The following is a 25,020-nucleotide window of genomic DNA, read 5'->3' on the forward strand; positions in this document are numbered from 1 at the left end:
CGACCAGCCAGGAGCTTGCATGTCTTCATTGCGGATGACCGCCCTTACCCGCTGGGTTGCCCAGCAGCACGGCCTTGATATGGATGAAATCAACCTGCAGGAGGCAGGGGGCGACGCCAGTTTTCGGCGTTATTATCGCCTGACCCTGCACGATGGCAGCACTCGGGTGGTCATGGATGCTCCGCCCGAGCAGGAAGACTCTACCCCTTTTGTTAACATCGCCCAACAGTGGCAGGCCGGTGGGCTTCCGGTTCCGCGTATTTTTACCAGCAATCTGGAAGAAGGTTTTCTGCTGCTTGAAGACCTCGGTGACACTCCCTTACAGCACTGCTTTAATGACCCGGCCAGCGTTCACCATCACATCCACAATGGCCTGACACTGATTGGCGAATTACAGAACCGTGCCTCCCCCGAGCCACTGCCACGCTATGATGCCGAACTGCTGGGCCGTGAACTTGATCTTTTCCCGACCTGGTGTCTTGAGCAATGGCTATCCATGCCGATTCCTGCCGAGTGGCCCTCACTACGCAACGCCCTGATTGAACAGGCACTGGCCCAGCCTTTTGTCAGCGTCCATCGGGATTTCGATGCCATGAACCTAATGGTGCATCGTGAAAAGCTGTATATGATTGATTTCCAGGATGCTGTGGCTGGCCCACTGAGCTACGATGTGATCTCCCTGCTGCGAGGGCGCTACTGGCGCTTCAGTGCCGAGGAATTTGCCGATGCCGTTCAGCGCTTCTACCAGCGCGCCCGCCAGGAAGGCCGTTTGACCTCAAGCATTGATGAAACCACCTTCCTGGGTCAGTGCCAGGCCATGGCCGCCCAGCGTTCCCTCAAGGTTCTGGGGATTTTCTGCCGTTTGACGCTACGTGATCACAAGTCGGGCTATCTGGCCCGATTACCGCATTTTCTTGATCATCTGGAAGACAGCCTTGGGGCGCTGCCAGAACATGCTGGCTTCGCCCAATGGGTTAGCGAGCAGCTGCGCCCGGCCATTCTTCAGCGCTGCGCCGAGACAGCTTCAACGGAGTCAACATGAAAGCCATGATTCTTGCGGCCGGACTGGGGAAACGGATGCGCCCGCTGACGGATACCTGCCCCAAGCCGCTGCTGCCTGTGGCTGGCAAACCGTTGATTGTGCATCATTTAGAACGCCTTAAGCAGGCAGGCATCAAGGAAGTGGTGATTAACGTCAGCCATCTGGCAGAGCAGATTATTGAGGCGCTGGGGGACGGAAGCCAATATGGCCTCATTTTGCAGTTCAGCCGTGAAACGACGCCACTGGAAACCGGGGGCGGCATTCGTCAAGCGTTGCCGCTTCTCGGCGAGGCGCCTTTTTTACTGGTTAACGGCGATGTATGGTGCGAAGCACTGCCCAAGCAGCGAGCCTTGCAGGGCGACGACCTTGCCCACTTGATGCTGGTGGATAACCCTGTGCATCATCCTGAAGGCGATTTCAGCCTGGATAATGGCCGCGTTCAAGTGGAAGGCCAGCCAAAGCTGACCTTTTCAGGGTTGAGCATTCTTGATCCTGCACTGCTGGCCCATCAACCGGAAGGCGCCTTTGCACTGGCCCCCTTGCTGAAAGCCGCCATGCAGCAAGGGCGTGTCAGCGGCGAGCACTTCAACGGGCAATGGGTTGATGTCGGCACCCCCCAACGGCTCACTGCCCTTGACCAGCAACTCAGCCGCAGTTAACGATTCACGGCCCAACTCACGATTCATTATTCACTATTCACGACTCACAACTCACGACTCACGACTCACCAACCGATGGAGCCTAACACGTGAAAGCACAAGTTAAATGGACAGATGGCCGCCAGTTTGTCGCCGAATCCGGCAGCGGGCACAGCGTAGTCATTGACGGCCCACCCGACCACGGCGGCCGTAACACCGGCCCGCGCCCGATGGAAATGCTGCTGATGGGCATGGGTAGCTGCACCGCCTTTGATGTGCTCAACATCCTCGACAAAGCCCGTGCAGATGTCACCGATTGTGTTGCCCAGCTGGAAGCCGAACGTGCCGACAGTACACCGTCGGTTTTCACCCGTATCCACGTGCATTTCGTGGTCACCGGCCACAACCTCAAGGAAAAACAGGTGCAGCGCGCGGTTGAACTTTCTGCCGAGAAATACTGCAGCGCCTCTATCATGCTGGTCAACGGGGGCGTTGATATCACGCATTCCTTTGAAATTGTCGCCGCCTGACAAGTTTTCAACGCAAAATATTGACTCGCTGGGTGCATCATGGCGTTCAGCTGGGCATAATACGCGCGCTTGTGTTTAACGGCGTTTAACCGCACAACAAGTGAACTGGTTCCGGCGCTGGCTCGTCGGGGTGTCTTCATCCGCCATAAGGAGGCTCGGACATGTCAGATAATCTCCGACTCCACGGGTTTAACAACCTGACAAGCTCTTTGAGCTTTAATATCTACGACATCTGTTATGCCAAGACCGAAGAACAGCGGTCTGCTTATATCGATTATATCGATGAGCTATATAACGCTGAACGCCTGACCCAGATTCTCAAGGATGTGACCAATATCATTGGCGCCCATGTGCTGAATATCGCCCGTCAGGACTATGAGCCCCACGGTGCCAGCGTCACCATTCTGATTGCAGAACATGAGCTGGAAGAATCAGCCCTGGAGCAGATTGAACCCGGCCCTGGGCCACTGCCAGAAACCGTGGTCGGTCATCTGGACAAAAGCCATGTTACGGTGCATAGCTACCCGGAATCCCACCCGGACAACGGCATCAGTACGTTTCGGCTGGATATTGATGTTTCCACCTGCGGCCATATCAGCCCGCTGAAAGCCCTGAATTACCTGATTCACAGTTTTGATTCCGATATTGTCACCATGGATTATCGGGTGCGCGGTTTTACCCGGGATGTAGACGGCAAAAAGCTGTTTATCGACCACGAGATCACCTCGATTCAGGACTACCTGGCCAATGATACCAAAGAGGCCTATCAGATGATTGATGTGAACGTGTACCAGGAAAACATGTTCCACACCAAGATGCTGCTCAAGGATTTTGACCTGGATAACTACCTGTTCGGCACCTCACGTCGTGATATCACGTTTGAGGAAGCCCGTGATATCGAAAGCCGCCTGCGCAAGGAAATGCTGGAAATTTTCTATTCCCGCAACATGTCCTAGCGCCTGCTTTATAGCGATATCAAGACCTGAAAAAGCCGGGCCGCCAAATATGGCGGCCCGGCTTTTCGCGTTGGCAATCGTGACACTGTTAATAGCTGTTCACATAATGGCTGTTCAAACACAATGCAACCTAGTAGATCTTCTCTTCGCCTTCCGGGCGTGTTTTGAAGCGGCGGTGCAGCCAGAGATACTGTTCGGGGTGTTTGCGAATGGCCTGTTCAATGATCGCATTGATGCGGGTAGCATCGGCCACTTCATCGCCGCTGGGGAAGTTTTTCAGCGCGGGGAGCCACTCGATGGTATAGGTGCGGTTATCGGGGTTGCGGTGGAACATCATCGGCACCACTGGCGCACCGGTCATACGGGCAATTTTGGCGGTCAGTTTGATGGTCGCTGCCTGGTTACCAAAAAACGGCGCAAACACACTGGCATTACGCCCGAAATCCTGATCCGGCGAATACCATACGATACGCCCAGCTTTAAGTTGACGCACCACGCCGCGCAGATCATGGCGGTGGATGGTGCGACCAAAGGTACGCGAGCGTGCCCGCGTCATGAAATGATCAAACAGCGGGTTGTTATGCGGCCGATAAACCGCATCCGCTGAGTAAAACAGTGAATGCAGGGCGCCGCCCAGATCCAGCGTCGAAAAGTGGATACCTATCACCAGAGCGCCCTGATTGCGAACCAGCGCCCTGGAAAGGTGATCCTGGTTAATCCGGCTCACCCGATGACGCAGATCTTCCGCATCCCGACACCAGGCCGTGGCCGTCTCGACCAGACCAATACCGTTAGCAATAAACGTATCCTTGACCAACTCACGCTGTTCAGCGGTGGTTTTGTCAGGGAAGCACAGGGCAATATTGGTTTCGGTAATCCGTCGGCGACGTTTTGCCAACCGCCAGGCCAATAGCCCAATGGCTTTCCCACCGCCTATCTTCACTGGCCAGGGCAGCCAGGCAGCCGTATACATGGCGGCTATCGCCAGCCAGGTGCTCCAGTAACGGGGATGAAAATATGCACGCGGAAAAGCTGATTTGGCCATGGCTGTTTACAATACAGTGGGTGAAGGCGACGAAGCACGCTGATAGCGACGCGGCACACGCGGCAGGATACCGGTAAGCAGCGTATAGCTGATGGTATCGCAGTAGCGGGCGACATCATCAACCGGCAATACCGCTCCATTGGCCGCCCGACCCCACAGCACCACTTCACTGCCAATGCGCGTATCAGGCAAATGGGTGATATCCACGGTCAACATATCCATGGATACCTTGCCTGCAATCCTGGCTGGCTGACCCTCTACCAGCACTGGGGTGCCATCCACGGCATGACGATCATAGCCATCGCCATAGCCGCCCGCGACCACGGCAATTCGCGCTCGCCCCGGCGTTCGCCAACGGCCGCCGTAGCCCACCGGCTCACCGGCTTCCAGCTCACGGATCGCCATTACTTCAGAGCGCAATGTCATCACAGGTGCCAGCTGGCGCGATATGGCATTTGGCACCTCCAGTGGATCGCTGCCATACAGCATGACGCCTGGGCGGTTCCAGCGACCATGGGCAACAGGATGGGCCAGGGTAGCGGGCGAGTTGGCCAGACACAGGGGGGCATTCAGCCGCTCTGCCAGCGCCTGCAGGGTCGTCATCTGCTGCTGCAGGTAGCCTGCATCCTCGGCGTCGGCAGAGGCAAAATGACTCATCAGATGCAGGTCTGTTACCTGAGGTGCCTGTGAGAGCACCTGCCATACCTGCTCGGCGCGTTGTGGAGAGAACCCCAAGCGATGCATGCCGGAATCAACTTTCAGCCATACCGGAATCGGTTGACGCGGCGTAAACGCCAGCAGTGCTTCCAACTGCCAGTCGGTGTGCACCGCCATCCATAGACGATGTTCATCCACCAGCGCCAGCTCTGAAGCCTCAAAAATACCTTCAAGCAGCACAATCGGCGCCTGGATACCTGCGTGACGTAAGGTGAGCGCCTCTTCAATACAGGCCACAGCAAGCGCCGGAGCCAGGCCTTCCAACGCGCGGGCACATTCAATCGCACCGTGGCCGTAGGCGTCCGCCTTGATCACAGCAACTGACTGGCTGTGGGGTGCGCACTCACAGGCCAAGCGGTAATTATGACGCAAGGCGTCAAGGTCGATTTTAGCCACTAAAGGGCGCATACGCTTTCTCACAGCAGGATTTTGACAACGCAGGATCGCAAGCCTGGCAGGCACTATTGCTGCCGCTGGCTTGTCCCTTGCTGCCATTATACACGCCACTACCCGCATGACAGCGGGTATCGGGCAGTAATTTAAACCAGCCAAAAGCGTCAAGCAGGGTAAAAACCACTAAACCAGAATCAACTTTCGAAAATAACATCCAACGAAAGCCCTTGTTTTTCCAGCGAGCGGCGCAGTTTCTTGAGCGCTTCCACCTGGATCTGGCGGACACGCTCACGGGTCAAGCCTATTTCCGCGCCGACGTCTTCAAGAGTAGCGGCTTCATGGCCACGCAGCCCGAAACGCCGAACCACCACTTCACACTGCTTTTCACTCAGCTCGCTGAGCCAATGATCGACGTGGGCTTTCACATCCCCATCCACCAGAAGCGCTTCAGGCCCGTGATCCTCATCATCTGTCAGCGTATCCAGCAGCGGCTTATCGCTATCACCGCCCATGGGGTAATCCACTGAGGAAACCCGCTCGTTGAGACCCAGCATCTTCTTGACGCTTTCCACCGGTTTATCCAGATGTTCGGCAATTTCTTCCGGCGTTGCCTCGTGATCCAGTTTCTGGGTCAGCTCACGGGCGGCGCGCAGATAGATATTGAGCTCTTTGACAACATGAATGGGCAGGCGGATGGTGCGCGTCTGATTCATCAAGGCACGTTCAATCGTCTGGCGAATCCACCAGGTGGCATAGGTCGAGAAACGAAAGCCACGCTCTGGATCGAACTTCTCGACTGCCCGAATCAACCCCAGGTTACCCTCTTCAATCAGATCCAGCAGGGTTAACCCACGGTTCAGATAGCGCCGAGCAATCTTGACCACCAGACGCAGGTTGGATTCGATCATCCGCGAACGCCCAAGCGGATCTCCCTTGCGCGCCAGACGGCCGTAATAAACTTCTTCTTCCGGTGTCAGTAATGGCGAAAAGCCGATTTCGTTGAGATAGATCTGTGTTGCATCCAGGCTCTGACGAGGCGCTTTACCCTCTCTGCCCAAGGCTTTCTCGAAGGCTTCTTCCTCAGCAGCAACCGCCTCGTCGTCTACTTCACCCAATGCTTCTTCCACGGCATTCAGGTCTATGTCCTGAAGATCCTGTTCCAGCATGCTCATCGCTCTCCCCCATCATCTCACCTTGTTTATGCCATCGGGCTTATCATTACAGAAATGAGCGTTGATATCCCGAAGATGCAAACTTCTACTTGACGCACGAACGTTTGAGGCTGGTTTTATAGTAATTGTTTTTGCTGTGTGCTGTGTGACACCAAGCCGAGTCTAAATGATGCACTGGGATGCTGACAGAATGATTACCGCCCAGGTAAATACGTCAAAGGATCTTCCGGCTGACCGTCCTTGCGGATTTCAAAATGCAGCCTTGCTTCTTCTTCTGCGCTGCTATTTCCCATGGTAGCAATGACTTCACCGCCTTCAATCACATCATTTTCTTTCACTCGCAGCGTATCATTGTGAGCGTACGCAGACAGATACTCGTCATTGTGCTTGATAAGAATAAGGTTGCCATAACCTCGCACACCACTACCCGCATACACGACAATCCCAGGCCCGGCTGCTTTTACAGATTGCCCCTTTTGCCCCGCGATATCAATCCCAGCGGTAATGCTTCCGCCTTCGCCAAAGGTACCAACAACCTCCCCATCTGCTGGCCACTGCCACTCAATATTCTCTGCCGGTGTATACGTCCGGTCGCTGCGATCCACTGACGCCTGCTGAGTGGAGGGGGCACTCGCCTGCGTTTCAGGTTCAGGCTGAGTCTCTGGCTCTTGCCTTTCAGAGGCGTCTGACTGCGATGCTTGTGATTCAGTCTCTTGCGGCTCTGGCTCTGCTTGTGCATCCAGCGCTTCATCATCCTGCGCTGTCTCTTCAGACGACGGCTCATCGGGCAACAGCCAATCGACTTGCTGGGCGTTAGCGGCAACCTGTACAGGCGTTTCGCCAATGCCTGTGGCCACCACGCCGGAAGGTTCACGTGCTTCGCTATCTGCTGGCGGCGGTTGCGATGCTTCAGTCCTCTCGCGGTCAACTTCGGCACCCGACGACTGCAGCACAAGCTGCTGGCCAGGGTAGATGTTATAGGGCGGCTCAATATCGTTGAGGGCTGCGAGCTCGCGGTAATCCAGGCCTTGCTGCCAGGCAATACCGTAAAGGGTATCGCCTTGTGCCACCGTGTACTGGCCATCGGCATTCAGGTGGCGCCTCACCTCGCTGATATCACGTACTTGCGGGACTCCCTGGTGATTTGCGCAACCGGCAACAGCAAAGGCAAGCGCCGATAAAAGAAACATTTTACGCATTGAGGTGACTACTCCTTGTTAGCGCCTGATTGATCGCTTGATAATGAAGACGGTGATTGATGCGCCTGATAGTTCAAGCCAACTACCAGAAGAGCGCCCACCAGCATCAACAGGATGACTGTTCCCAATTGGGACGAATCGCCGATCAGGACGGCATACTCGCTCGGCATCAGATAACGAAATGCCAGGGGAATCATTTGGCCTTCCGGGCCTAGCTGATAGCCTACCAGCTCTCGCCAGGGCCAAAGAATCGGCAACGAACCAATAATAAACCCTAATAGTAACTGCATGGTGGCATCGTGCTGACGTTTGAACAACCAGGCTAAAAGGCGTGAAAACAAGGCCAGCCCAATTAGACAGCCAACGCCAAACAGTCCGATCACCGCCAGATCAAAACCGCGAATCGCCTGCATGATGGTGCCATAAAGCCCCATGGTCAGAAGCAGAAAACTGCCTGACACGCCCGGCAACAGCATAGCGCTGATAGCAATGGCGCCGGCCACCATCACCACCAGGTTTTCATTACCCAGTAGCAACACCGTTGGCATTAAGCCAGGCAGTGCCTTGGCCAGCAGCAAGCCGGCTATTAGCGGCAAAAGATACCAGAACTTCCAACTTCTCATAGCGTTATGTACCACCAGCGCTGACGCCGCGACCAAGCCAAAAAAGAAGCCGTCCAACAGTAGGGGGTGAGCTTCCATCAGCCATAGCGCCAAGTGAGCGACGCTGACCAGACTCGCCGCCACGCCCGCCAGTAAAGGCAATAAGAACGCCAGGTTAAGATGCGCGTAGAGGCCCCTGACGCCACCCTCTCGCCAGGCTCCCCAGGCGCTTGGGCCAAACTGGCGGATAGTATAGATCAACTGCTCATAGATGCCGGTGACGAAGGCGATGGTTCCGCCTGATACGCCGGGCACTGCATCAGCAGCACCCATGCCGACCCCTTTCAGAAAAATAGCTAACCTCTCGCGCTTCAATTCACTACTCCTTGCAGTAGCGGGACAAACCGAACCGGCTCTAATCGACGTTTTTCGTACACACTGCCTACCCGGCGCACCTGGGTTAACCATTGGCTGCCAGTGCTTGCTTCAATCGGCGCAATCAGTACACCGCCATCCCGCAACTGTTCCAGCAACTCGCTTGATAACGTCTGGGCACAGGCGGTCAGCAGGATGACATCAAAAGGGGCAGCGTCTGGCCAGCCGTGGTTGCCATCCGCCACGGCAAGCTTGGCTGGCACCTTAAGCCGCGCCAGACGTTGCGCGGCGCGTTCGTGGAGTATCTGGATTCTTTCCAACGAGTAAAGTTCATCCACCAGGCTGGAGAGCACCAGAGTTTGATAGCCGGAACCGGTACCCAGCTCCAGCACTCGCTTTGGCGCTTCACGCAGGGTGAGTTCTGTCATCCGCGCCACGGTCAGAGGCTGCGAAAGGGTCTGGCCAAAGCCGATGGGCAGGGACGCATCTTCGTAGGCGTGATGCGCCAGAGCTTCATCAACAAACAGGTGGCGCGGCGCCTGAGCCATGACGCTGAGCACACGCTCATCGCGAATACCCTGGCGCGCCAGACGATCGACCATCCGGTCACGGGTACGCTGAGACGTCATCCCGCGGCCACGCAGTTCAAGGGGTGATATTTCAGGCTGTAAAGGCATCCAACCAGTCCTGTACATCACTGCACGCCGTATGGCGCGTCAGATCGGTCTGCAGAGGAGTAATCGAGACAAAACCGGCCTCAATAGCAGCAAAATCAGTATCTTCACCGTCGTCAGCGTTAGCCCCGACGGCGGCAATCCAATAGCGAGTACGCCCACGTGGGTCCTGCATGGCCAGTGGTTTTTCAGCCGGACCGCGATAGCCCATGCGAGTGACCCTGACGCCACGAATCTCGCTCCACGGCAAATCAGGCACGTTGACATTGAGCAGGGTACGCGGCGGAAGGGAAAGCTGATCCGCGGCGCCTACCAGTGTCGATGCGACGCGGGCCGCCGTGGCAAAGTGGCGCTCGCCACACAATGACATGGCAATTGCCGACATACCCAGATTGCGCCCTTCCATAGCCGCCGCTACCGTGCCGGAGTAGAGCACATCATCGCCCAGGTTGCTGCCGTGATTGATACCTGAGATCACTAGATCGGGTTTTTCATCCCAGACACCATTAACGCCAAGGTAAACGCAATCGGCCGGTGTGCCATCCACGCTGTAAAAACCGTTATCCAGCGCGCTGAGCAGCAGCGGACGCGAGAGCGTTAGCGAGTTACTGGCGCCACTGCGATCACGATCCGGTGCCACAACACGTAAATTGGCATGCGGCGTGAGCGCATCGTGCAAGGCTCTCAGCCCCGGGGCATGAACACCATCATCGTTAGAAAGCAGCAATCGCCGCATTGGTTTTCTCCTGATTAAATATTGTTAATACCTGCTAGCGTATCAGTATTTGTCGGCTGGGTGATCAACTCACTCAGCACTGCGGTAGCAAAGGCACCGCGTGGCAAGGAAAAGCTCACCACCACCTCGTCATTGCGCTGGCCGCGTTCTAGTAAAGGCGCGTCAAGGCATACGCGCAGCGCACGTCTTGCCGACTTGACACCGCTTTGCGCAAGCCCGGCAGTCAGGACAGGGTGGCGCTCGGCAAGGGCGGCTTCCAGACGCTGGGCCACTGAATCATCTGCACTGAAGTCAGCGCCCCAGAGCAGGCCAGTCGGGTGAATATCACGCTTTGCCGCCCGTTCATTCAGCGTGGCATCCGGCTGTTCAACCCGAAACAGGCTATGGGTTCCCTCAAGCATGACCGTATCGCCCTCAAGCAGCGTCTGCCAATCGTCGCTAGCCACCCGCTGGCCAAGCAACTCATTGAACAGAAAACTCCGCGCGCAGGACAGCAGCATGCCCTGACGATCGTCACGCTTGCGCCAGCCCCGCGCTAACAGGGCTTCAGCACGCTGCAGATTACGCCCATTGGCACCAAAACGCTGCGGCCCAAAGTAATTGGGCACCCCCTCAAGACAAAGCATTTCCCAGCGGGCCTGAAAGTCATCCTGTTCAACCGCTTCGCCCTGCAAGCGCAGGATGAAGCGGTTGGTACGATGTACGCCGCGCTTGAGCTTACGCGGATGACGCGCCTGCTCCAGCACAGTGATACCCAAGGTGGCCAGCTGTGCGGCCAGGTCATCCGGCGCATCTCGGCCAGGCAGTTGAACACTCAGCCACTGGCGCGTTACCGCCACACGATCCTTCATACCCGAATAACCCACCTCCTTGGGCGAGACATTGCACAGCCGGGCAAGCTGCCTGACCGCTTCCAAGGTGGTCTGGTTACGTTTTTCGATCCGCAGCCAGAGGTGTTCGCCCTGCCCTTCCGGCTTGAAATCAAGCTGTTCATCGACCCTGAAATCTTCGGGTGAGAGACGGAAGCTGGCGGGGCTGGGGGCGCCCAGGGTAGCGTCCAGATAACGTGGCCAGACGGGAAGAGCGGTCATTCAGAACTCCGGGGCAGCAACAGCACCACCGCTTCCGCGGCAATCCCTTCACTTCGCCCGGTAAACCCCAGGCGTTCCGTCGTTGTGGCCTTGACGCTGACCTGATCCAGCTCGACGTCAAGATCTTCTGCAATCACCGAACGCATGGCGTGGATATGTGGCGCCATCTTGGGCGCCTGGGCCATCAGGGTGGCATCCAGATTGCCCAGCTTCCAGCCCGCCTGGCTAACTAGTGCATTGACTTTGCGCAACAGAACCCGGCTATCCGCGCCCTGATAGGCGGGGTCGGTATCGGGGAAATGGTGACCAATATCCCCTAACGCGCAGGCGCCCAGCAGGGCATCAGCAATGGCATGCAGCAGTACATCACCGTCTGAATGGGCAACGAAGCCCGCCTCAAATGGCAGCTTTACGCCGCCGATCATCAAGTGATCTCCCGGCCCAAAACGATGAACATCAAAGCCGTGGCCGATGCGCATGACAGTCTCCTGAATACGTTGAAATGAGGGTCATTTTTTAAATATATGCATGCTTTTGAGCATTCAGAATGGCGCTTGCCAGAGCGAGGTCATCCGGGTGAGTGACCTTGATGTTATCGCGCCGCCCGCTAATCAACTGCGGAAATTCGCCCATGGCTTCAAGCGCCGAGGCTTCGTCAGTCACCTGAGTGGCATGGGCCCGAGCATGCTCGAGGGCGCGTCGAAGCGGGCCATAGCGAAACCCCTGGGGCGTCAGCGCATGCCAAAGGCCTTCACGCGACTCGGTATGGGCAATGCTGCCTGAGGCCGCTGCACGCTTCATGGTGTCCGCCACTGGCATCGCCAGCAAGGCGCCACTGGTGTTGTCACGGGCGGCTTTTTCCACGGCTTTAAGGTCTTCCACTGCTATACAGGGCCTGGCCACATCATGCACCAGCACCAGGTCATCTTCTGCGGCGTTCAATGTCTGCAAGGCGTTGAGCACGCTATCCATTCGCTCTGTACCGCCCGGCACCCGCTGCCAGTGCTCAAAGGGCACCCAACTCGGCGCAAACCAGTGATCCTGAGTATCCAGACACAGCACCAGCCGGGCATCCGGCAGCGCCGCGTACAGGCGTTGCAGGGTCAGCGCCAGAATCGGCGTTCCCTGCAAGGTAAGATACTGTTTGGGAATCTCTGCGCCCATGCGCTTGCCTTGGCCAGCGGCGGGCACCACAAGCCAGGTGGTCTCGCTCACTCAGGGTTCCTCATCTGTGGAAAGTCATCCAGCGTCACGCCGGGCACCCAGAAAAACTGCTCATCAGAACGCACCATACCAATATCACTGCGCGCGCGTTCCTCAATGGCATCCAGGCCGGTTTTAAGATCCGCAATTTCGGCGCTCAGCCGCGCATTACGATCCCTTAGCGGCGCATTGAACGCTTCCTGATCGGCGACCCGCTGTTCGACCTTGTTAAGATCATACCAGCCACCCGTTCCCCACCAGAGCTGGTATTGCAGCAGCGCGAACACCACGAGAAGCACTACGACCAACCATTTTCGGGCTGGCCATCGGCGTATTTTTGTGTCTTCCTTTTCACCACTGTGCATATTGCCATCCACCTGATTATCAACTGCACCGCTTGATTGCCTGAATCACGCGGAGTCTTCGCCTAGTGGCCAGCATTATGCCACCAAGCAGGGCTAGCAGCGAGCCACCAACCCCTTTCAGCTGGCTTTTCAGGCACGCCATTATCCGGGTACTTTGAATGGCAAAGCATCCAGCGCCGCCTGGCGGTATGCCTTGACGTGCTGGGCTTCTTCCCGGCAGAACTGCGCCACACCAGCTTCAAGGCCAGGGTGCGCTACATAATGTAACGAGCACAGCCGCTGAGGGTGAAAGCCTCGCACCAGCTTGTGCTCGCCCTGGGTGCCCGGGTCAAACAAGCTCAGGCCGTTTTCCAGGCAATACTCGATACCCTGGTAATAACACGCTTCAAAGTGCAGACAGTCCGCTACCACTTCACTGCCCCAATAGCGCCCATACAGACTCTGGCTGCCTTTCAGATAAAGAGCGGCGGCTACCGGCCTTCCCTCCAGGCTGGCCTGTACCAGCATCAGGGCATCAGGCATGGCGTTATGCAGGCGTTGGAAAAAGTCCAGGTTCAGATACGGCGGGCGACCACGCTCATGGTAGGTAATCGAATAGCAGCGATAGAAGTGTACCAACGCTTGCGGCGTAATAGCCTCGCCTTCCAGCCGCTGCAGGGTAAGGCCCTGATCGGCGACCAGACGCCGTTCGCGCTTGATCATCTTGCGCCGTTTGGACGTCAGGGCCGCCAGAAAGCCATCAAAATCCCCATAATCCGCATCGTGCCACTGGAACTGCACGCCCTCACGGGCCATCAGCTCGGGCCACTGGCGCTGCCAGGCGCTGACATCCGACGCACTGCCAAACAGAAAGTGCCAGCTGGAAAGTACCTCTTCATCGCAGATGCGTTTCAGCTCACCGGCGAGCACCTCAACCACGCCGTCAACCGCAAGCTCTGACGCCACCAGAATGCGCTGCCCAGGTACCGGCGTGTAGGGAATGGCACTCAATGCCTTGGGATAATAACGCCCACCAGCACGCTCAAGAGCATCCGCCCATGCCCAGTCAAAGACATACTCCCCGTAGGAATGGTATTTACGATAAAAAGGCATGGCCCCGACAAGCGTCTGGCCCTGCCAGACAACCAGATGGGCAGGCACCCAGCCGGTCTTTTCACTAACCGAACCACTGGCTTCCAGCGCCTGCAGGTAGGCATGACGCAGAAACGGCTGGTCAGCATCTACCAGCGCGTCCCACTGACTGGCAGCTACATCGTTAATACTGGCCAGGGAAACGCATACCAGGGATTCTTCTGTCGCACCTGCCGTCAGGCGAGTGGTTGTCGACATCGGTAGCTCGCTGCCTTGTGACATAGATTGCCTCCGCCAAAATGGCGCCATGCTCAGATGAAATGATGCCGTCAGCATCGGTGAAAAACCATCAGACCCTTTCATCGTCGCCGCTGGCGCCATTTTTGACAAGACTCATACAGCCTATAATATTAGTTATACTTTTAAGCCAGACACACGTTCAAGTGCCCGCTTGATGATTAGCCCTTAGGCAGTTAACAACTTTTAATGAATTTATTCTAGAATACGAAATATTTCAGTATTGCCCGGCCGTCAGCGTTCAAAGGAAAAGTATGCAACCGCCCCCATTGCCCGACAATGAAGCACAACGCCTACAGGCATTACATCAGCTTCATGTGCTGGACACCCCGGCTAACGACGCCTTCGACCGCCTGACACAAATGGCGCGCGAGCTGTTCGAGGCCCCTATCGCCCTGATCTCTCTGGTAGATGACAGCCGCCAATGGTTTAAATCACACCCAGGGCTAGAAACCACCGAAACGTCGCGCCAGATATCTTTTTGTGCCCACGCCGTTGCCGCTAATCAGGCACTTATTGTTCATGATACGCGTGCAGATCCACGCTTTATTGATCACCCGCTGGTGGAGGCCTTCCCGAATATACGCTTCTACGCAGGCCACCCACTCAGGCCGAAAGACAACCTTCCGGTAGGTACGTTCTGTGTGATTGATAGTCAGCCGCGCACTTTTTCTGCCCGCGACCGACGTCTGCTGGAAAACCTCGCTGGCCAGGCCGAGGAACTGCTTCGCCAACATCAGCTAAGTAACGACCTGGCACGTATTGCCAACCGCTTTGAAGCACTGTTTTCCAGCAGTGCCGTCGGCAAGGTGCGCGTTGACCTTCAAGGCAAGATCATTGCCGTTAACAGTGCGGCACTTGATATGCTCGGCTACCGACAGGAAGACGTGGTAGGACACAATGTGGCCATGCTTACGCCGCCAGAAATTGCCCTTTACCATGACACCTTTATTGCCCAGTTTCTGGCAGGAGCAGCCCCCAAGGTGATAGGCAAAGGCCGTGAAGTCGAAGCGCTGCACAAGCAGGGGCATTGCGTCCCCGTTCACCTGGCTATCAATGCTATCCATGACGAACGAGGTGAAGTCGATGAGTTCCTCGGCGTCCTGACGGATTTGAGCGAGATTCACGCCACCCACCAAAAGATGCGTAAAGAACAGAGCCTACTGCGTATTCTGCATCAGGGGATTACCGACTATCAGGCGCTGATGTCCGGTGAGCAGCTATGGACCTTCCTGATGGAAGCTTTGCGCGAACTGACCGACAGCGACTACGCCCTGATTGGCGAAGTATTGCCCACCGAGACCACCAACGCGCTAAAGATACATGCCATTACCGACCTTTCCTGGAATGATCGCTCACGGGATCTGATGGTCAACCTGCGTACAGGTAATATGATGCTGACCAACCCGGACACCCTGCTCGGGCGGGTTTTTGCTTACGGCGAAGTGATCATGACCGATGATGTCAGCCATCACCCTCACAGCGGTGGCTTTCCCTCCGGGCACCCACTGCTGAGCAACTATCTGGGTGTGCCGATCACCAGCGGCGACAAACTGATAGGCATGTATGCAATATCCAATAGCCAGCAAACACTGGATCAGGAACTACTGCAATGGCTTCAGCCATTCACCGATACCTGCGCGCTGCTGATCAATCTTTATCGCCAGATGGCCGAACGTGAAACGGTAATGAACGAGCTGGCGCAAGCCAAGACACAAGCCGAAAAAGCTAACGCTGCCAAGAGTGAATTCCTGTCTTCAATGAGCCACGAGCTGCGTACGCCGCTGAACTCCATCCTGGGGTTTGCCCAGCTGCTTGCCAACGGCAAGCGTTATCCGCTAAGCGCAAAACAGTGCCGCCAGGTTAATCAGATTGAGAAAAGTGGCCAGCACTTGCTCAGCCTGATTAATGAGGTGCTGGATCTGGCTAAAATTGAAGCTGGGCACCTGCCGCTATCGCTGGAAACCTTATGCGCCGATAGCGTCATTAAGGATGCCTGCGATACGCTTGAAGCCAGCGCTGAAGCAGCGGGCATTACCTTAAACCACCCCCCTGTGCCAGAGCATTGGTGCATAAAAGCAGACTACACCCGTACCAAGCAGATCCTGCTCAATCTGGTGTCTAATGCGATTAAATATAATGTGGCGCAGGGGTCGGTGAGTGTTACCGCGCAGCGTCAGGACAACAGCCTGCGTATCAGTGTGGCCGATAGCGGCCCCGGCATTCCAGCAGACCGCCAGGGTGAACTGTTTGAGCCTTTTAACCGCCTGGACGCAGAGAACGGCGCTATCGAAGGAACCGGCATTGGCCTTGCGATTACCCGTGAACTGGTTCAGCGCATGGGCGGCGATATTGGCGTCGACAGTGAACCTGCAAAAGGCTCAACGTTCTGGTTTACTCTCCCACTGGCTGCACAAGCCCTGCCTGCGGTTCGGCCAGATCTACCGCGTGAGGAATCGCTGCCGAAGGCCAGCCGCCATTTGAACCTGCTGTATATCGAGGACAACCCGGCCAATCAGCGTCTGATGGAAGATATTATCGACGATATCGACAGCGTTGTGATGCAGATAGCCCCCAGCGCCGAAATTGGCCTGGACATGATGCGTAGCCGCCAGCCTGACCTTGTATTAATTGATATTCACTTGCCCGGCATGGACGGCTACCAGGCCCTCAATGCTATCCGCCATGACCCCAGACTATGTGATTTACCGATCATCGCACTGTCCGCCAACGCCATGCCCGGCGATGCAAAAAAAGGACGGCAGGCAGGCTTTAATGACTATCTCACCAAGCCACTGGAAATCACCAAACTGTTGGACATTTTTGAGCATTACACATTATCACTACCGCAAGGGAAGGCATCATGGACCTAGCCAACCAGCATCTTCTCATTGTCGACGATAACCCAGCCAACGTCGAAATGATGCTCGACCTTCTGGAAGATCAAGGGTTTACCCAGGTAGCAGGTCTCAGCGACTCTCGCGAGGTGCTCGGCTACTGCCAACAGAAACTGCCTGATTTACTGCTACTTGATATCCGCATGCCTCATCTTGATGGCTACGCAGTAATGGAACTACTCCACGAGCACTTTGCACAACACACGCCACCAGTGATTGTGTTGACCGCCCAGATTGACGATGCCACCCGCCAACGTGCCCTTGAAATGGGCGCACGCGACTTCCTCACCAAACCCTTTAAACATGATGAAGTACTCCAGCGCATCCGCACGACCCTGAACATCGAGCAGCGTTTCAAAGTGCGCGACCAGCAGGCCGATACGCTGGAACGCATGGTGGCAAGGCGCACCCGAGAACTCGACCACCAATCGCGCACCGACCCGGTCACTCAGCTGCCTAACCGGCGCGGACTTAATCAGATATTAAGAAAGGCAGCACTGGCCGCCAATGGAGTGGGGGTACTCTTTATTGCCATCGATGGGCTGGATGACATTGTGCGTCTGCACGGCTACCGGGTTGCCGAAAAATTATTGTCCCATCTGGGCAAGGTGCTTAACGGCTATTTGGATGAGCGTTACACGCTAGGGCTTTGGGGAGGCAATGAACTACTGGTCATCAGCTCAGCCCCACATCCAGAAGAACTCACTGCCACGGCGGAGAAGCTGCTCGACAGCCTTAGTGTCGATCAACAGCTTGATAAGCTACTACTCAATGTACACGCCCGTGTAGGTATCAGCTGGGCCGAAAGCACCTTTGATCCCGAGCGACTGGTGCATATGGCCGCAATCTCCTTGCCGCAAAACTATGCTCTGGCGATTCAGCATTACACCGCTGAGCTGGAGGAACAGCAACGCCACCGCCTGAATGTTCAACAGGCCCTGCGCGGCGCCTGCGAGCGGGGCGAAATGCTATTAGTCTACCAACCCAAGATAGGCCTTAAAAACCAGAATGTTATTGGTGCTGAAGCGCTACTGCGCTGGCATCATCCGGAGCTTGGCAATCTTTCACCGGGCCTTTTCATTCCCTTGGCTGAAGCCAGCGGTGATATTCTTGCCATCGGCGACTGGGTGATTGAAGAAGCCATTCAGCAGATCAGCGCTTGGCACAGGGATACACCTCAACATGCCAAAGCAACCTCTGGCTGGCTGAATGCTGACTTCCATATTGCCATCAATGTCGCGGCCCGCCAGCTAGGCCGTCGGGATTTCGCATTCAGATTGCTTCAGCGCCTGGAAGCCCATAACGTTCCCACTCGCCTGATCAGCATTGAAGTGACTGAATCCGGCTTGATGAGCGATATGAACAATGCACGCCACCAGCTTGCCCAACTGATACAGGCCGGCGTCAAGGTGGCGATTGATGATTTTGGCACCGGCCACTCATCACTCGCCTATCTGAAAACCCTGCCCATATCGACGCTGAAAATTGACCGTGCCTTTGTCATGGATCTTGAACAAAGCCCCACTGACAGGCACTTTTCACATACCATTACCCAATTGGCACAGGGAGTGGGGTGCGACGTCGTTGCAGAAGGCATTGAAACCGCTGGTCAAGCACACTATTTAAGTGCCATTGGCTGCGAGGTTGGCCAAGGCTACTATTACTCTCGCCCACTGCCTGCTGTAGAGTTTGCGCGATGGTGCGCGCAATGGACACCAACCATCACATTGAACGGAGACACACTGAATGGCTCACGACCTGATTGAGCGTTTACGCCAACGTCTGGAAGAACTTAACCGCTCCGAGCGCAAGGTCGCCAACGTAATTCTTGAAGACCCCGCCTCTGCCACCAGCCTGAGCATCGCAAGCCTTGCCCAGGCAGCCAGCGTCAGTGAGCCTACCGTCAACCGTTTTTGCCGTAACTTCGGGGCCAAGGGGTTTCCCGATTTCAAGATCAAACTGGCCCAGAGCCTGGCAGGCGGCACGCCGTATGTCACCCGTGCGGTTGAGCCTGATGACTCCGCCAGCCAATATACCGACAAGATTTTTGACGCCACCATTGCCGCCCTGGATGAAGCGCGTCGCGCTGTCGATATGCAAGCCATCGAACGTATGGTGGATTACCTGACCCAGGCCAAGCAGATCCACTTTTTTGGCCTGGGGGCATCAGGCGCCGTGGCTCAGGATGCCCAGCACAAGTTTTTCCGTTTCAACCTGCCAGTAATGGCCTATGTGGACGTGCTGATGCAACGTATGGTGGCGGCTGCCTGCCATACCGGCGATGTAGTGGTGGTGATTTCCTACACTGGGCGCACCCGTGAACTGGTCGATATTGCCCGCGTCGCCCGTGAAGCCGGTGCTGTAGTGCTAGGCATCACCGCCCCCGCCTCACCGCTGGCCAATGAATGCACCGCCACCCTGGAAGTGGCCACCCCGGAAGATACCGACCACTACCTGCCCATGACCTCAAGAATGATCCAGCTGACCCTGCTCGACGCCCTGGCAACCGGCGTCACCCTGCGCCGCGGCGAAGATTTCCTGCCCCACCTCAAGAAAATCAAGGACAGCCTGCGCGACACCCGCTTCCCGATCAAGAAAGCGGGTGGGTGATCAGCTGAAGGCTTCAGGCATTGACGGCGGTGGTAATGGTGACTTCCACCTTGAGCTCATCCGCCGGTAGCGGCGCGCATACACAGGTACGGGTTGGCGCATAACCTTCTGGCACCCAGGCGTCCCAGACGGCGTTCATGGCGGCAACATCATTACCGTCTTTCAGGTAAACGGTTGCACTAAGAAGTTGCTCACGGCTGGAGCCAATTTCCTTGAGCAGCGCATCGACCCGCGCCAGCATGCTTTGTGTCTGCTCGGTAATATCCCCTTCGCGGGCTTCCGGCCCTGCCACCTGGCCACATAGATAAGCCACACCATTATGGATAACCGCACGGCTCATACGTGCTTTGGTATCGTGACGCGTAATGACATTGGTTGCCGTTGACATAACTCTGACTCCTTGAAAAACATCGTAAATCACCAGCTTCCTGCTTATCAGAAATACCGGCGGCGCACCCAGAAACGCAACATAAAAATCTTACAGATACGAAAAAGCCCAGCGATGTAACGCTAGGCTCTTGAATTCGTTTGTATAACTCGTATCTAATTTGCTTTAGTTGGTGCCGGTGGCCAGACTCGAACTGGCACACCCGTAAAGGCGGCGGATTTTGAATCCGCTGCGTCTACCAATTCCGCCACACCGGCAACGAGGCGCATTATACGTTATCTGCCTTGCAGGTCAATCACATTGGCCGTTTTTTACCTGCCTGCTTTACTTTCCTGCCTGACTTTATAGGACTAAAGCGCTATCCTGTGCGCCCTGTTTTCATCGAAAGAGCTTCGTCATGCAGCGTGCCGATTTTTCCTACGAGCTTCCTGAAGAGCTGATTGCCCGCTATCCTTCCGAGCAGCGCAGCGACTGCCGCCTGTTGCATGTAGACGCTCAGGATGGTTGTTTGGCGCACCGTCGCTTTACAGATCTGCTGGAAATCCTTGAGCCTGGTGATCTGCTGGTCTTCAACGACACCCGGGTAATACCAGCAAGGCTACACGGCCAGAAAGCCAGCGGCGGCAAGGTCGAAATGCTACTCGAACGCCCGTTGGATGCCTACCGCGGCCTGGCCCATCTGCGCTCCAGCAAGTCTCCCAAACCGGGTACCGAGCTGATCTTTGAAGGCGATATTCATGCCGTGGTGGAAGGGCGTCGCGACGCCCTGTTTGAGCTGCGTTTTCTCGGTGAGACACCCATGATCGCCCTGCTGGAAAAGCACGGCCATATGCCGCTGCCGCCGTATATTACCCGCGAGGATGAGCTGAGCGACCGTGAGCGTTATCAAACCGTTTACGCTCGCCGTGATGGTGCCGTCGCCGCTCCCACAGCGGGGCTGCATTTTGACCAACCCCTGCTTGATGCTCTGGCTGAAAAAGGCATTCAGAGCGCCTTTGTCACCCTCCACGTTGGCGCTGGCACCTTCCAGCCGGTGCGGGTTGACGATATTCGCGAGCACCATATGCACAGCGAATGGGTTGACGTTTCTGAAGCCACCTGCCAGCAGGTTCGCGACGCACAGGCAGCGGGCAAACGGGTGATTGCCGTCGGCACCACTAGCGTGCGCTGCCTGGAAAGCGCCTGCGCACAAACGCCGGATGGCAGCATTGCGCCACTGACCGGTGATACTGATATTTTCATTTATCCCGGCTATCAATGGCGCTGTGTCGATGCCCTGATTACCAACTTTCACTTGCCTGAGTCTACCTTGATGATGCTGGTATCCGCCTTTACCGGTTATGACACCATCATGCGGGCTTACCGGGTCGCCGTTGACGAGCGCTACGCCTTTTTCAGCTACGGCGACGCCATGCTACTGACGCGCTGATCCTTGTTATCTCGTTCAGCCACGCCTATCGCCTTAACCGAGAATTTGACGAGTTACCTGATGCGAAATGAATGCTTTATGCGCTTTGAGCGCCTCGCCAGCGACGGCCGCGCTCGTCGCGGACGCCTACACTTCCCGCGTGGCACGGTAGAAACCCCAGCCTTTATGCCTGTGGGCACCTACGGTACCGTCAAGGGCATGACACCTGAGTCAGTCAAGCAGATTGGCGCGGAAATCATTCTCGGCAATACCTTCCACCTCTGGCTGCGCCCCGGCACTGATGTGATTGAAGCCCATGGCGACCTGCATGACTTTGCCCAATGGGACAAACCCATCCTGACCGACTCCGGCGGCTTTCAGGTATTTTCGCTGGGTGAAATGCGCAAGATTGCCGAGCAGGGCGTTCACTTTCGCTCGCCGGTCGATGGCGCCAAGGTGTTTATGGGGCCAGAAGAGTCCATGGCCGTGCAGCGCTCGCTGGGCTCGGATGTGGTGATGATCTTTGACGAATGCACTCCTTACCCGGCCACATTTGAGGAAGCTGAAAAATCCATGCAGCTATCGCTGCGCTGGGCCAAACGTTCGCGTGATGCCCACGGCGACTCACCCTCGGCGCTGTTCGGGATCATTCAGGGCGGCATGTACCCAGAACTGCGCGAGCGCTCACTGAAAGGCCTGCTGGACATCGGCTTTGATGGCCTGGCAATTGGCGGACTTTCGGTCGGCGAACCCAAGGAAGAAATGATCAAGGTGCTTGATTACCTGCCTGACTGGATGCCGGACGACAAACCCCGCTACCTGATGGGCGTCGGCAAGCCAGAAGACCTGGTAGAAGGCGTGCGGCGTGGCGTTGACATGTTTGATTGCGTGATGCCCACTCGTAACGCCCGCAACGGCCATCTGTTTACCCGTCATGGCACGGTCAAGATCCGCAACGCCAAGCATCGCTTTGCGACCGGGCCGCTTGAAGAGGGCTGTGATTGCCATACCTGTCAGCACTTTTCACGTGGTTACCTGCATCATCTGGATCGCTGCAACGAAATGCTGGGTTCCATGCTCAATACCATTCATAATTTGCGTTATTATCAGCGCGTCATGGCTGATTTGCGCGCGGCTATCGAAGCGGGTACATTGACGACCTTTGTGGAGCATTTTTACGCTGAACGTGGCTTACCAGTGCCTCCCAACCAGAATTAAGGCGCAGTGCGCATGTGGCGCACTACGCTTGGGCTTTCCCACTCACAGTGATTAATAAACTCAGGAGTTGCATTCATGCTGGATTTTTTTATCTCCCCAGCCCACGCTCAGGAAGCAGCCGCCGGCGGCGGTATTGCTCAGATCGTCATGCTGGTCGGCTTTGTGCTGATTTTCTATTTTCTGCTGTGGCGCCCTCAGGCAAAACGCGCCAAGCAGCATAAACAGCTGATCAACAGCATCGACAAAGGTGATGAGATCGTCATTGGCGGTGGTCTGGTGGGGCGTATCACCAAGGTAAGCGATGAGTTCGTTACCCTGGAAGTCTCTGAAGGCACCGAGGTCAATGTGCAAAAGAATGCCATTGCCGCTGTGCTACCCAAGGGAACCATTAAGTCCATCTGATCTTCCTTTTTGCCCCTGCCGAACAGGTGCCAGCCACCCCGGCAGGGGTGAGAGGGTCAGAAAGATGATGAACCATGCCGTGCGTTGCCCAGGTAATGCACGGCATTCCGTTTGACACTGAAGGCAGGGCTTGCATGCTCAACCGTTACCCCCTGTGGAAGTATCTTCTGATATTGGTCATTTTAGTGGCCGGCCTTATTTACTCGCTTCCCAATCTGTTTCCTGAAGATCCCGCCGTACAGATCAGCACTCGCCAAGCTGACAGCTCTCTGAACCAAGACGATATCGAACGCATTGAAGCCACACTTACCGACAACGATATCCGCGTCAAATCCACCGAAGCCAGCGGTGATCAGTGGTTAATCCGGCTAACCAACAGCAGCGATCAGCTAGCCGCCCGCGAGCTGATCAGCGAGCAGCTAGGTGATGACGTCACCGTCGCACTCAACCTGGCAGAAGCCACGCCTAGCTGGCTGCGCGCTTTTTCAGCGTCGCCCATGACGCTCGGGCTTGACCTGCGCGGTGGCGTCCACTTTCTGCTTGAAGTGGATATAGACGCAGCGGTAACCCAGCGCCTTGAAGTCAACGCCAGCGCCATGCGTGAGCTGCTGCGCGATGAGCGCATTCGCTACCGGGATACCGAGATTGACGGGCGCACGCTTTCCCTGGCATTTGTTAACGCCGAAGACCGCGCTCAGGCACGTACCCTGATCAGCCGTGAATTTCCGGAGTTCGAATACACCAGTGAAGGCGATGGGCGCGGCGCTCGCCTGCTCATGACCATGAGCGAGCAGGCCGTCACTGAGATTCAGGATTACGCCATCAACCAGAACCTGACCACCCTGCGCAACCGCGTCAATGAACTGGGGGTTGCCGAACCACTGGTGCAGCGCCAGGGGCCCAATCAGATTGTGGTCGAATTGCCTGGGGTTCAGGACACCACGGCCGCCAAGCGGATTGTCGGCGCCACCGCCAACCTTGAGTTCCGCCTTGAGGCGCGCCCAGATACCCCTGACCAGGAAACTGAAGAACATACGTTCCGTAATGATCCGAGCCGCACCGCTACCCTGATGCGCGATGTGATCATTACCGGCGACCGGGTATCCAGTGCCAACCACAGCTTTGATGAAAACGGCCGCCCTCAGGTCAACATCGACCTGGATGGCACCGGCGGCACCCTGATGAATCGTGCCACGCGCACCAATATCGGGCGCAACATGGCGGTGCTGTTCATTGAACACAAGAGCGAAGAACGCACAGTCACTGACCCGGAGACCGGTGAAGAAACCACGGTGCGCGACCCTTATGTTGAGCGCGGCCTGATCAGCCTGGCGACCATTCAGAGCGCGCTGGGTAACAGCTTCCGGATTACCGGGCTTGATTCTGCCAATGAAGCAGCTGACCTGGCGCTACTGCTGCGTTCAGGGTCATTGGCGGCGCCCATTTACTTCGCCCAGGAGCGCACTATTGGCCCAAGCCTTGGCCAGGAAAATATCGAGCGTGGGATTCTTTCCGTACAGATCGGCCTGCTGCTGGTGGTGCTGTTCATGCTGGTGCGTTACAAGATGTTTGGCGTGTTTGCCAACGTGGCACTGGCGCTCAACCTCACCCTGCTGGTGGCCGTCATGTCGATGCTTGGCGCTACTCTGACCCTACCCGGCATTGCCGGCATCGTACTGACACTCGGTATGGCCGTGGATGCCAACGTACTGATATTCGAACGTATACGCGAAGAATTGCGTAATGGCTTATCGGTACAGCAGGCGATCAACGCAGGTTATGAGCGCGCCTTCACCTCTATCGTGGATGCCAATATCACCACCCTGCTGGTGGCTATCATCCTGTTCTCAATCGGCACCGGGCCGGTCAAGGGCTTTGCCGTGACGCTTTCCATCGGCATCCTGACCTCACTGTTTACTGCGCTGCTGGTCACACGTGCCATGGTGAACCTGACCTACGGCGGCAAACCCGTTAAAAAGCTGTGGATCTGA

24 protein-coding genes and 1 tRNA gene are annotated in these 25,020 nt (G+C 56.3%); 11 read left to right on the forward strand and 14 right to left on the reverse strand.

Annotated elements, in window-relative coordinates:
- The first annotated feature begins 19 nt into the window (after positions 1–19).
- The 4 genes from OR573_12715 to speD all read left to right on the forward strand — a co-directional run bounded on the left by OR573_12715 (position 20) and on the right by speD (position 3,166).
- On the forward strand, positions 20–1,042 hold the full coding sequence (locus tag OR573_12715) for a phosphotransferase (GenBank protein ID XGA79350.1): 1,023 nt from the start codon (positions 20–22) through the stop codon (positions 1,040–1,042).
- Complete coding sequence (locus OR573_12720; GenBank protein ID XGA79351.1) at positions 1,039–1,701, forward strand: nucleotidyltransferase family protein; 663 nt, start codon at positions 1,039–1,041, stop codon at positions 1,699–1,701. Before OR573_12715 ends, OR573_12720 begins: the two co-directional genes overlap by 4 nt.
- An 89-nt stretch (positions 1,702–1,790) precedes the next feature.
- Entirely contained in the window at positions 1,791–2,210 is a 420-nt protein-coding gene (locus OR573_12725) for an OsmC family protein (protein ID XGA79352.1), read from the forward strand.
- A 161-nt stretch (positions 2,211–2,371) separates the two neighbouring features.
- A complete protein-coding gene (speD, locus tag OR573_12730; GenBank protein ID XGA79353.1) occupies positions 2,372–3,166 on the forward strand; it encodes an adenosylmethionine decarboxylase in 795 nt (264 codons plus the stop codon).
- Positions 3,167–3,296: 130 nt separating this feature from the next.
- Here speD and lpxL read toward each other — a convergent pair whose 3' ends face one another.
- The 12 genes from lpxL to OR573_12790 form a co-directional block, all read right to left on the reverse strand.
- On the reverse strand, positions 3,297–4,211 hold the full coding sequence (gene lpxL / locus OR573_12735) for an LpxL/LpxP family Kdo(2)-lipid IV(A) lauroyl/palmitoleoyl acyltransferase (GenBank protein ID XGA79354.1): 915 nt from the start codon (positions 4,209–4,211) through the stop codon (positions 3,297–3,299).
- A 6-nt stretch (positions 4,212–4,217) separates the two neighbouring features.
- Positions 4,218–5,336 carry an alanine racemase gene (gene alr / locus OR573_12740; protein ID XGA79355.1) on the reverse strand — a complete coding sequence of 373 codons (1,119 nt, stop codon included), beginning with the start codon at positions 5,334–5,336 and terminating at the stop codon, positions 4,218–4,220.
- 179 nt (positions 5,337–5,515) lie between these two features.
- Positions 5,516–6,493 (reverse strand): RNA polymerase sigma factor RpoS, encoded by a 978-nt coding sequence (rpoS, locus tag OR573_12745; GenBank protein XGA79356.1) that lies wholly within the window; start codon positions 6,491–6,493, stop codon positions 5,516–5,518.
- 194 nt (positions 6,494–6,687) lie between these two features.
- A complete protein-coding gene (locus tag OR573_12750; protein XGA79357.1) occupies positions 6,688–7,692 on the reverse strand; it encodes a peptidoglycan DD-metalloendopeptidase family protein in 1,005 nt (334 codons plus the stop codon).
- Between the two features lie 8 nt (positions 7,693–7,700).
- Positions 7,701–8,669: a DUF368 domain-containing protein gene (locus OR573_12755; GenBank protein ID XGA79358.1), complete on the reverse strand. Its 969-nt coding sequence runs from the start codon at positions 8,667–8,669 to the stop codon at positions 7,701–7,703.
- Positions 8,666–9,346, reverse strand: coding sequence for a protein-L-isoaspartate(D-aspartate) O-methyltransferase (locus OR573_12760; GenBank protein XGA79359.1), 681 nt, complete (start codon positions 9,344–9,346; stop codon positions 8,666–8,668). Before OR573_12760 ends, OR573_12755 begins: the two co-directional genes overlap by 4 nt.
- A complete protein-coding gene (gene surE, locus OR573_12765; protein ID XGA79360.1) occupies positions 9,330–10,079 on the reverse strand; it encodes a 5'/3'-nucleotidase SurE in 750 nt (249 codons plus the stop codon). The genes OR573_12760 and surE overlap by 17 nt, the downstream gene beginning before the upstream one ends.
- Positions 10,080–10,093: 14 nt before the next feature.
- Positions 10,094–11,170: a tRNA pseudouridine(13) synthase TruD gene (locus tag OR573_12770; protein XGA79361.1), complete on the reverse strand. Its 1,077-nt coding sequence runs from the start codon at positions 11,168–11,170 to the stop codon at positions 10,094–10,096.
- Positions 11,167–11,649: a 2-C-methyl-D-erythritol 2,4-cyclodiphosphate synthase gene (gene ispF, locus OR573_12775; protein XGA79362.1), complete on the reverse strand. Its 483-nt coding sequence runs from the start codon at positions 11,647–11,649 to the stop codon at positions 11,167–11,169. The genes OR573_12770 and ispF overlap by 4 nt, the downstream gene beginning before the upstream one ends.
- 37 nt (positions 11,650–11,686) lie before the next feature.
- A complete protein-coding gene (gene ispD, locus OR573_12780) occupies positions 11,687–12,385 on the reverse strand; it encodes a 2-C-methyl-D-erythritol 4-phosphate cytidylyltransferase (GenBank protein XGA79363.1) in 699 nt (232 codons plus the stop codon).
- Positions 12,382–12,738 (reverse strand): cell division protein FtsB, encoded by a 357-nt coding sequence (ftsB, locus tag OR573_12785; protein ID XGA79364.1) that lies wholly within the window; start codon positions 12,736–12,738, stop codon positions 12,382–12,384. Before ftsB ends, ispD begins: the two co-directional genes overlap by 4 nt.
- Before the next feature lie 141 nt (positions 12,739–12,879).
- Positions 12,880–14,067, reverse strand: a complete 1,188-nt coding sequence (locus OR573_12790; GenBank protein XGA81745.1) for a GNAT family N-acetyltransferase — start codon at positions 14,065–14,067, stop codon at positions 12,880–12,882.
- Between the two features lie 293 nt (positions 14,068–14,360).
- Between OR573_12790 and OR573_12795 the strand changes: the two genes are divergently transcribed.
- The 3 genes from OR573_12795 to OR573_12805 are packed head-to-tail and all read left to right on the forward strand — an operon-like array spanning position 14,361 to position 19,613.
- Positions 14,361–16,979 carry an ATP-binding protein gene (locus OR573_12795; protein XGA79365.1) on the forward strand — a complete coding sequence of 873 codons (2,619 nt, stop codon included), beginning with the start codon at positions 14,361–14,363 and terminating at the stop codon, positions 16,977–16,979.
- The gene (locus OR573_12800) at positions 16,970–18,769 is read left to right on the forward strand and encodes an EAL domain-containing protein (GenBank protein XGA79366.1); all 1,800 of its coding nucleotides are present in this window, start codon (positions 16,970–16,972) and stop codon (positions 18,767–18,769) included. Before OR573_12795 ends, OR573_12800 begins: the two co-directional genes overlap by 10 nt.
- Positions 18,750–19,613 carry a MurR/RpiR family transcriptional regulator gene (locus tag OR573_12805; protein XGA79367.1) on the forward strand — a complete coding sequence of 288 codons (864 nt, stop codon included), beginning with the start codon at positions 18,750–18,752 and terminating at the stop codon, positions 19,611–19,613. The genes OR573_12800 and OR573_12805 overlap by 20 nt, the downstream gene beginning before the upstream one ends.
- Before the next feature lie 13 nt (positions 19,614–19,626).
- Here OR573_12805 and OR573_12810 read toward each other — a convergent pair whose 3' ends face one another.
- Both OR573_12810 and OR573_12815 read right to left on the reverse strand, forming a co-directional pair.
- Positions 19,627–20,001, reverse strand: coding sequence for a RidA family protein (locus OR573_12810; GenBank protein XGA79368.1), 375 nt, complete (start codon positions 19,999–20,001; stop codon positions 19,627–19,629).
- Between the two features lie 170 nt (positions 20,002–20,171).
- Positions 20,172–20,258: transfer RNA gene (locus OR573_12815), tRNA-Leu, on the reverse strand.
- 140 nt (positions 20,259–20,398) lie between these two features.
- On the opposite strand from OR573_12815, the gene queA reads away from it, so the two are divergent.
- The 4 genes from queA (at position 20,399) to secD (ending at position 25,020) form a co-directional block, all read left to right on the forward strand.
- Positions 20,399–21,430 (forward strand): tRNA preQ1(34) S-adenosylmethionine ribosyltransferase-isomerase QueA, encoded by a 1,032-nt coding sequence (queA, locus tag OR573_12820; protein XGA79369.1) that lies wholly within the window; start codon positions 20,399–20,401, stop codon positions 21,428–21,430.
- A gap of 60 nt (positions 21,431–21,490) precedes the next feature.
- Positions 21,491–22,627, forward strand: coding sequence for a tRNA guanosine(34) transglycosylase Tgt (tgt, locus tag OR573_12825; protein XGA79370.1), 1,137 nt, complete (start codon positions 21,491–21,493; stop codon positions 22,625–22,627).
- A gap of 75 nt (positions 22,628–22,702) precedes the next feature.
- Positions 22,703–23,029 (forward strand): preprotein translocase subunit YajC, encoded by a 327-nt coding sequence (gene yajC, locus OR573_12830; protein XGA79371.1) that lies wholly within the window; start codon positions 22,703–22,705, stop codon positions 23,027–23,029.
- A 134-nt stretch (positions 23,030–23,163) separates the two neighbouring features.
- The gene (gene secD / locus OR573_12835; GenBank protein XGA81746.1) at positions 23,164–25,020 is read left to right on the forward strand and encodes a protein translocase subunit SecD; all 1,857 of its coding nucleotides are present in this window, start codon (positions 23,164–23,166) and stop codon (positions 25,018–25,020) included.

Source organism: Halomonas sp. CH40, assembly GCA_041875495.1.
Lineage (GTDB): Bacteria > Pseudomonadota > Gammaproteobacteria > Pseudomonadales > Halomonadaceae > Vreelandella.

Excerpts from the sequence above, each read along its gene's own strand:
- OR573_12805 (XGA79367.1), top strand. The coding sequence starts at position 18,750 with ATGGCTCACGACCTGATTGAGCGTTTACGCCAACGTCTGGAAGAACTT.
- speD (XGA79353.1), top strand. The coding sequence starts at position 2,372 with ATGTCAGATAATCTCCGACTCCACGGGTTTAACAACCTGACAAGCTCT.
- OR573_12800 (XGA79366.1), top strand. The coding sequence starts at position 16,970 with ATGGACCTAGCCAACCAGCATCTTCTCATTGTCGACGATAACCCAGCC.
- OR573_12795 (XGA79365.1), top strand. The coding sequence starts at position 14,361 with ATGCAACCGCCCCCATTGCCCGACAATGAAGCACAACGCCTACAGGCA.
- tgt (XGA79370.1), top strand. The coding sequence starts at position 21,491 with ATGCGAAATGAATGCTTTATGCGCTTTGAGCGCCTCGCCAGCGACGGC.
- ftsB (XGA79364.1), bottom strand. The coding sequence starts at position 12,738 with ATGCACAGTGGTGAAAAGGAAGACACAAAAATACGCCGATGGCCAGCC.
- OR573_12770 (XGA79361.1), bottom strand. The coding sequence starts at position 11,170 with ATGACCGCTCTTCCCGTCTGGCCACGTTATCTGGACGCTACCCTGGGC.
- yajC (XGA79371.1), top strand. The coding sequence starts at position 22,703 with ATGCTGGATTTTTTTATCTCCCCAGCCCACGCTCAGGAAGCAGCCGCC.
- alr (XGA79355.1), bottom strand. The coding sequence starts at position 5,336 with ATGCGCCCTTTAGTGGCTAAAATCGACCTTGACGCCTTGCGTCATAAT.
- OR573_12720 (XGA79351.1), top strand. The coding sequence starts at position 1,039 with ATGAAAGCCATGATTCTTGCGGCCGGACTGGGGAAACGGATGCGCCCG.
- ispF (XGA79362.1), bottom strand. The coding sequence starts at position 11,649 with ATGCGCATCGGCCACGGCTTTGATGTTCATCGTTTTGGGCCGGGAGAT.
- surE (XGA79360.1), bottom strand. The coding sequence starts at position 10,079 with ATGCGGCGATTGCTGCTTTCTAACGATGATGGTGTTCATGCCCCGGGG.
- OR573_12760 (XGA79359.1), bottom strand. The coding sequence starts at position 9,346 with ATGCCTTTACAGCCTGAAATATCACCCCTTGAACTGCGTGGCCGCGGG.
- lpxL (XGA79354.1), bottom strand. The coding sequence starts at position 4,211 with ATGGCCAAATCAGCTTTTCCGCGTGCATATTTTCATCCCCGTTACTGG.
- queA (XGA79369.1), top strand. The coding sequence starts at position 20,399 with ATGCAGCGTGCCGATTTTTCCTACGAGCTTCCTGAAGAGCTGATTGCC.
- OR573_12750 (XGA79357.1), bottom strand. The coding sequence starts at position 7,692 with ATGCGTAAAATGTTTCTTTTATCGGCGCTTGCCTTTGCTGTTGCCGGT.
- OR573_12790 (XGA81745.1), bottom strand. The coding sequence starts at position 14,067 with ATGTCGACAACCACTCGCCTGACGGCAGGTGCGACAGAAGAATCCCTG.
- OR573_12715 (XGA79350.1), top strand. The coding sequence starts at position 20 with ATGTCTTCATTGCGGATGACCGCCCTTACCCGCTGGGTTGCCCAGCAG.
- OR573_12810 (XGA79368.1), bottom strand. The coding sequence starts at position 20,001 with ATGTCAACGGCAACCAATGTCATTACGCGTCACGATACCAAAGCACGT.
- secD (XGA81746.1), top strand. The coding sequence starts at position 23,164 with ATGCTCAACCGTTACCCCCTGTGGAAGTATCTTCTGATATTGGTCATT.
- rpoS (XGA79356.1), bottom strand. The coding sequence starts at position 6,493 with ATGAGCATGCTGGAACAGGATCTTCAGGACATAGACCTGAATGCCGTG.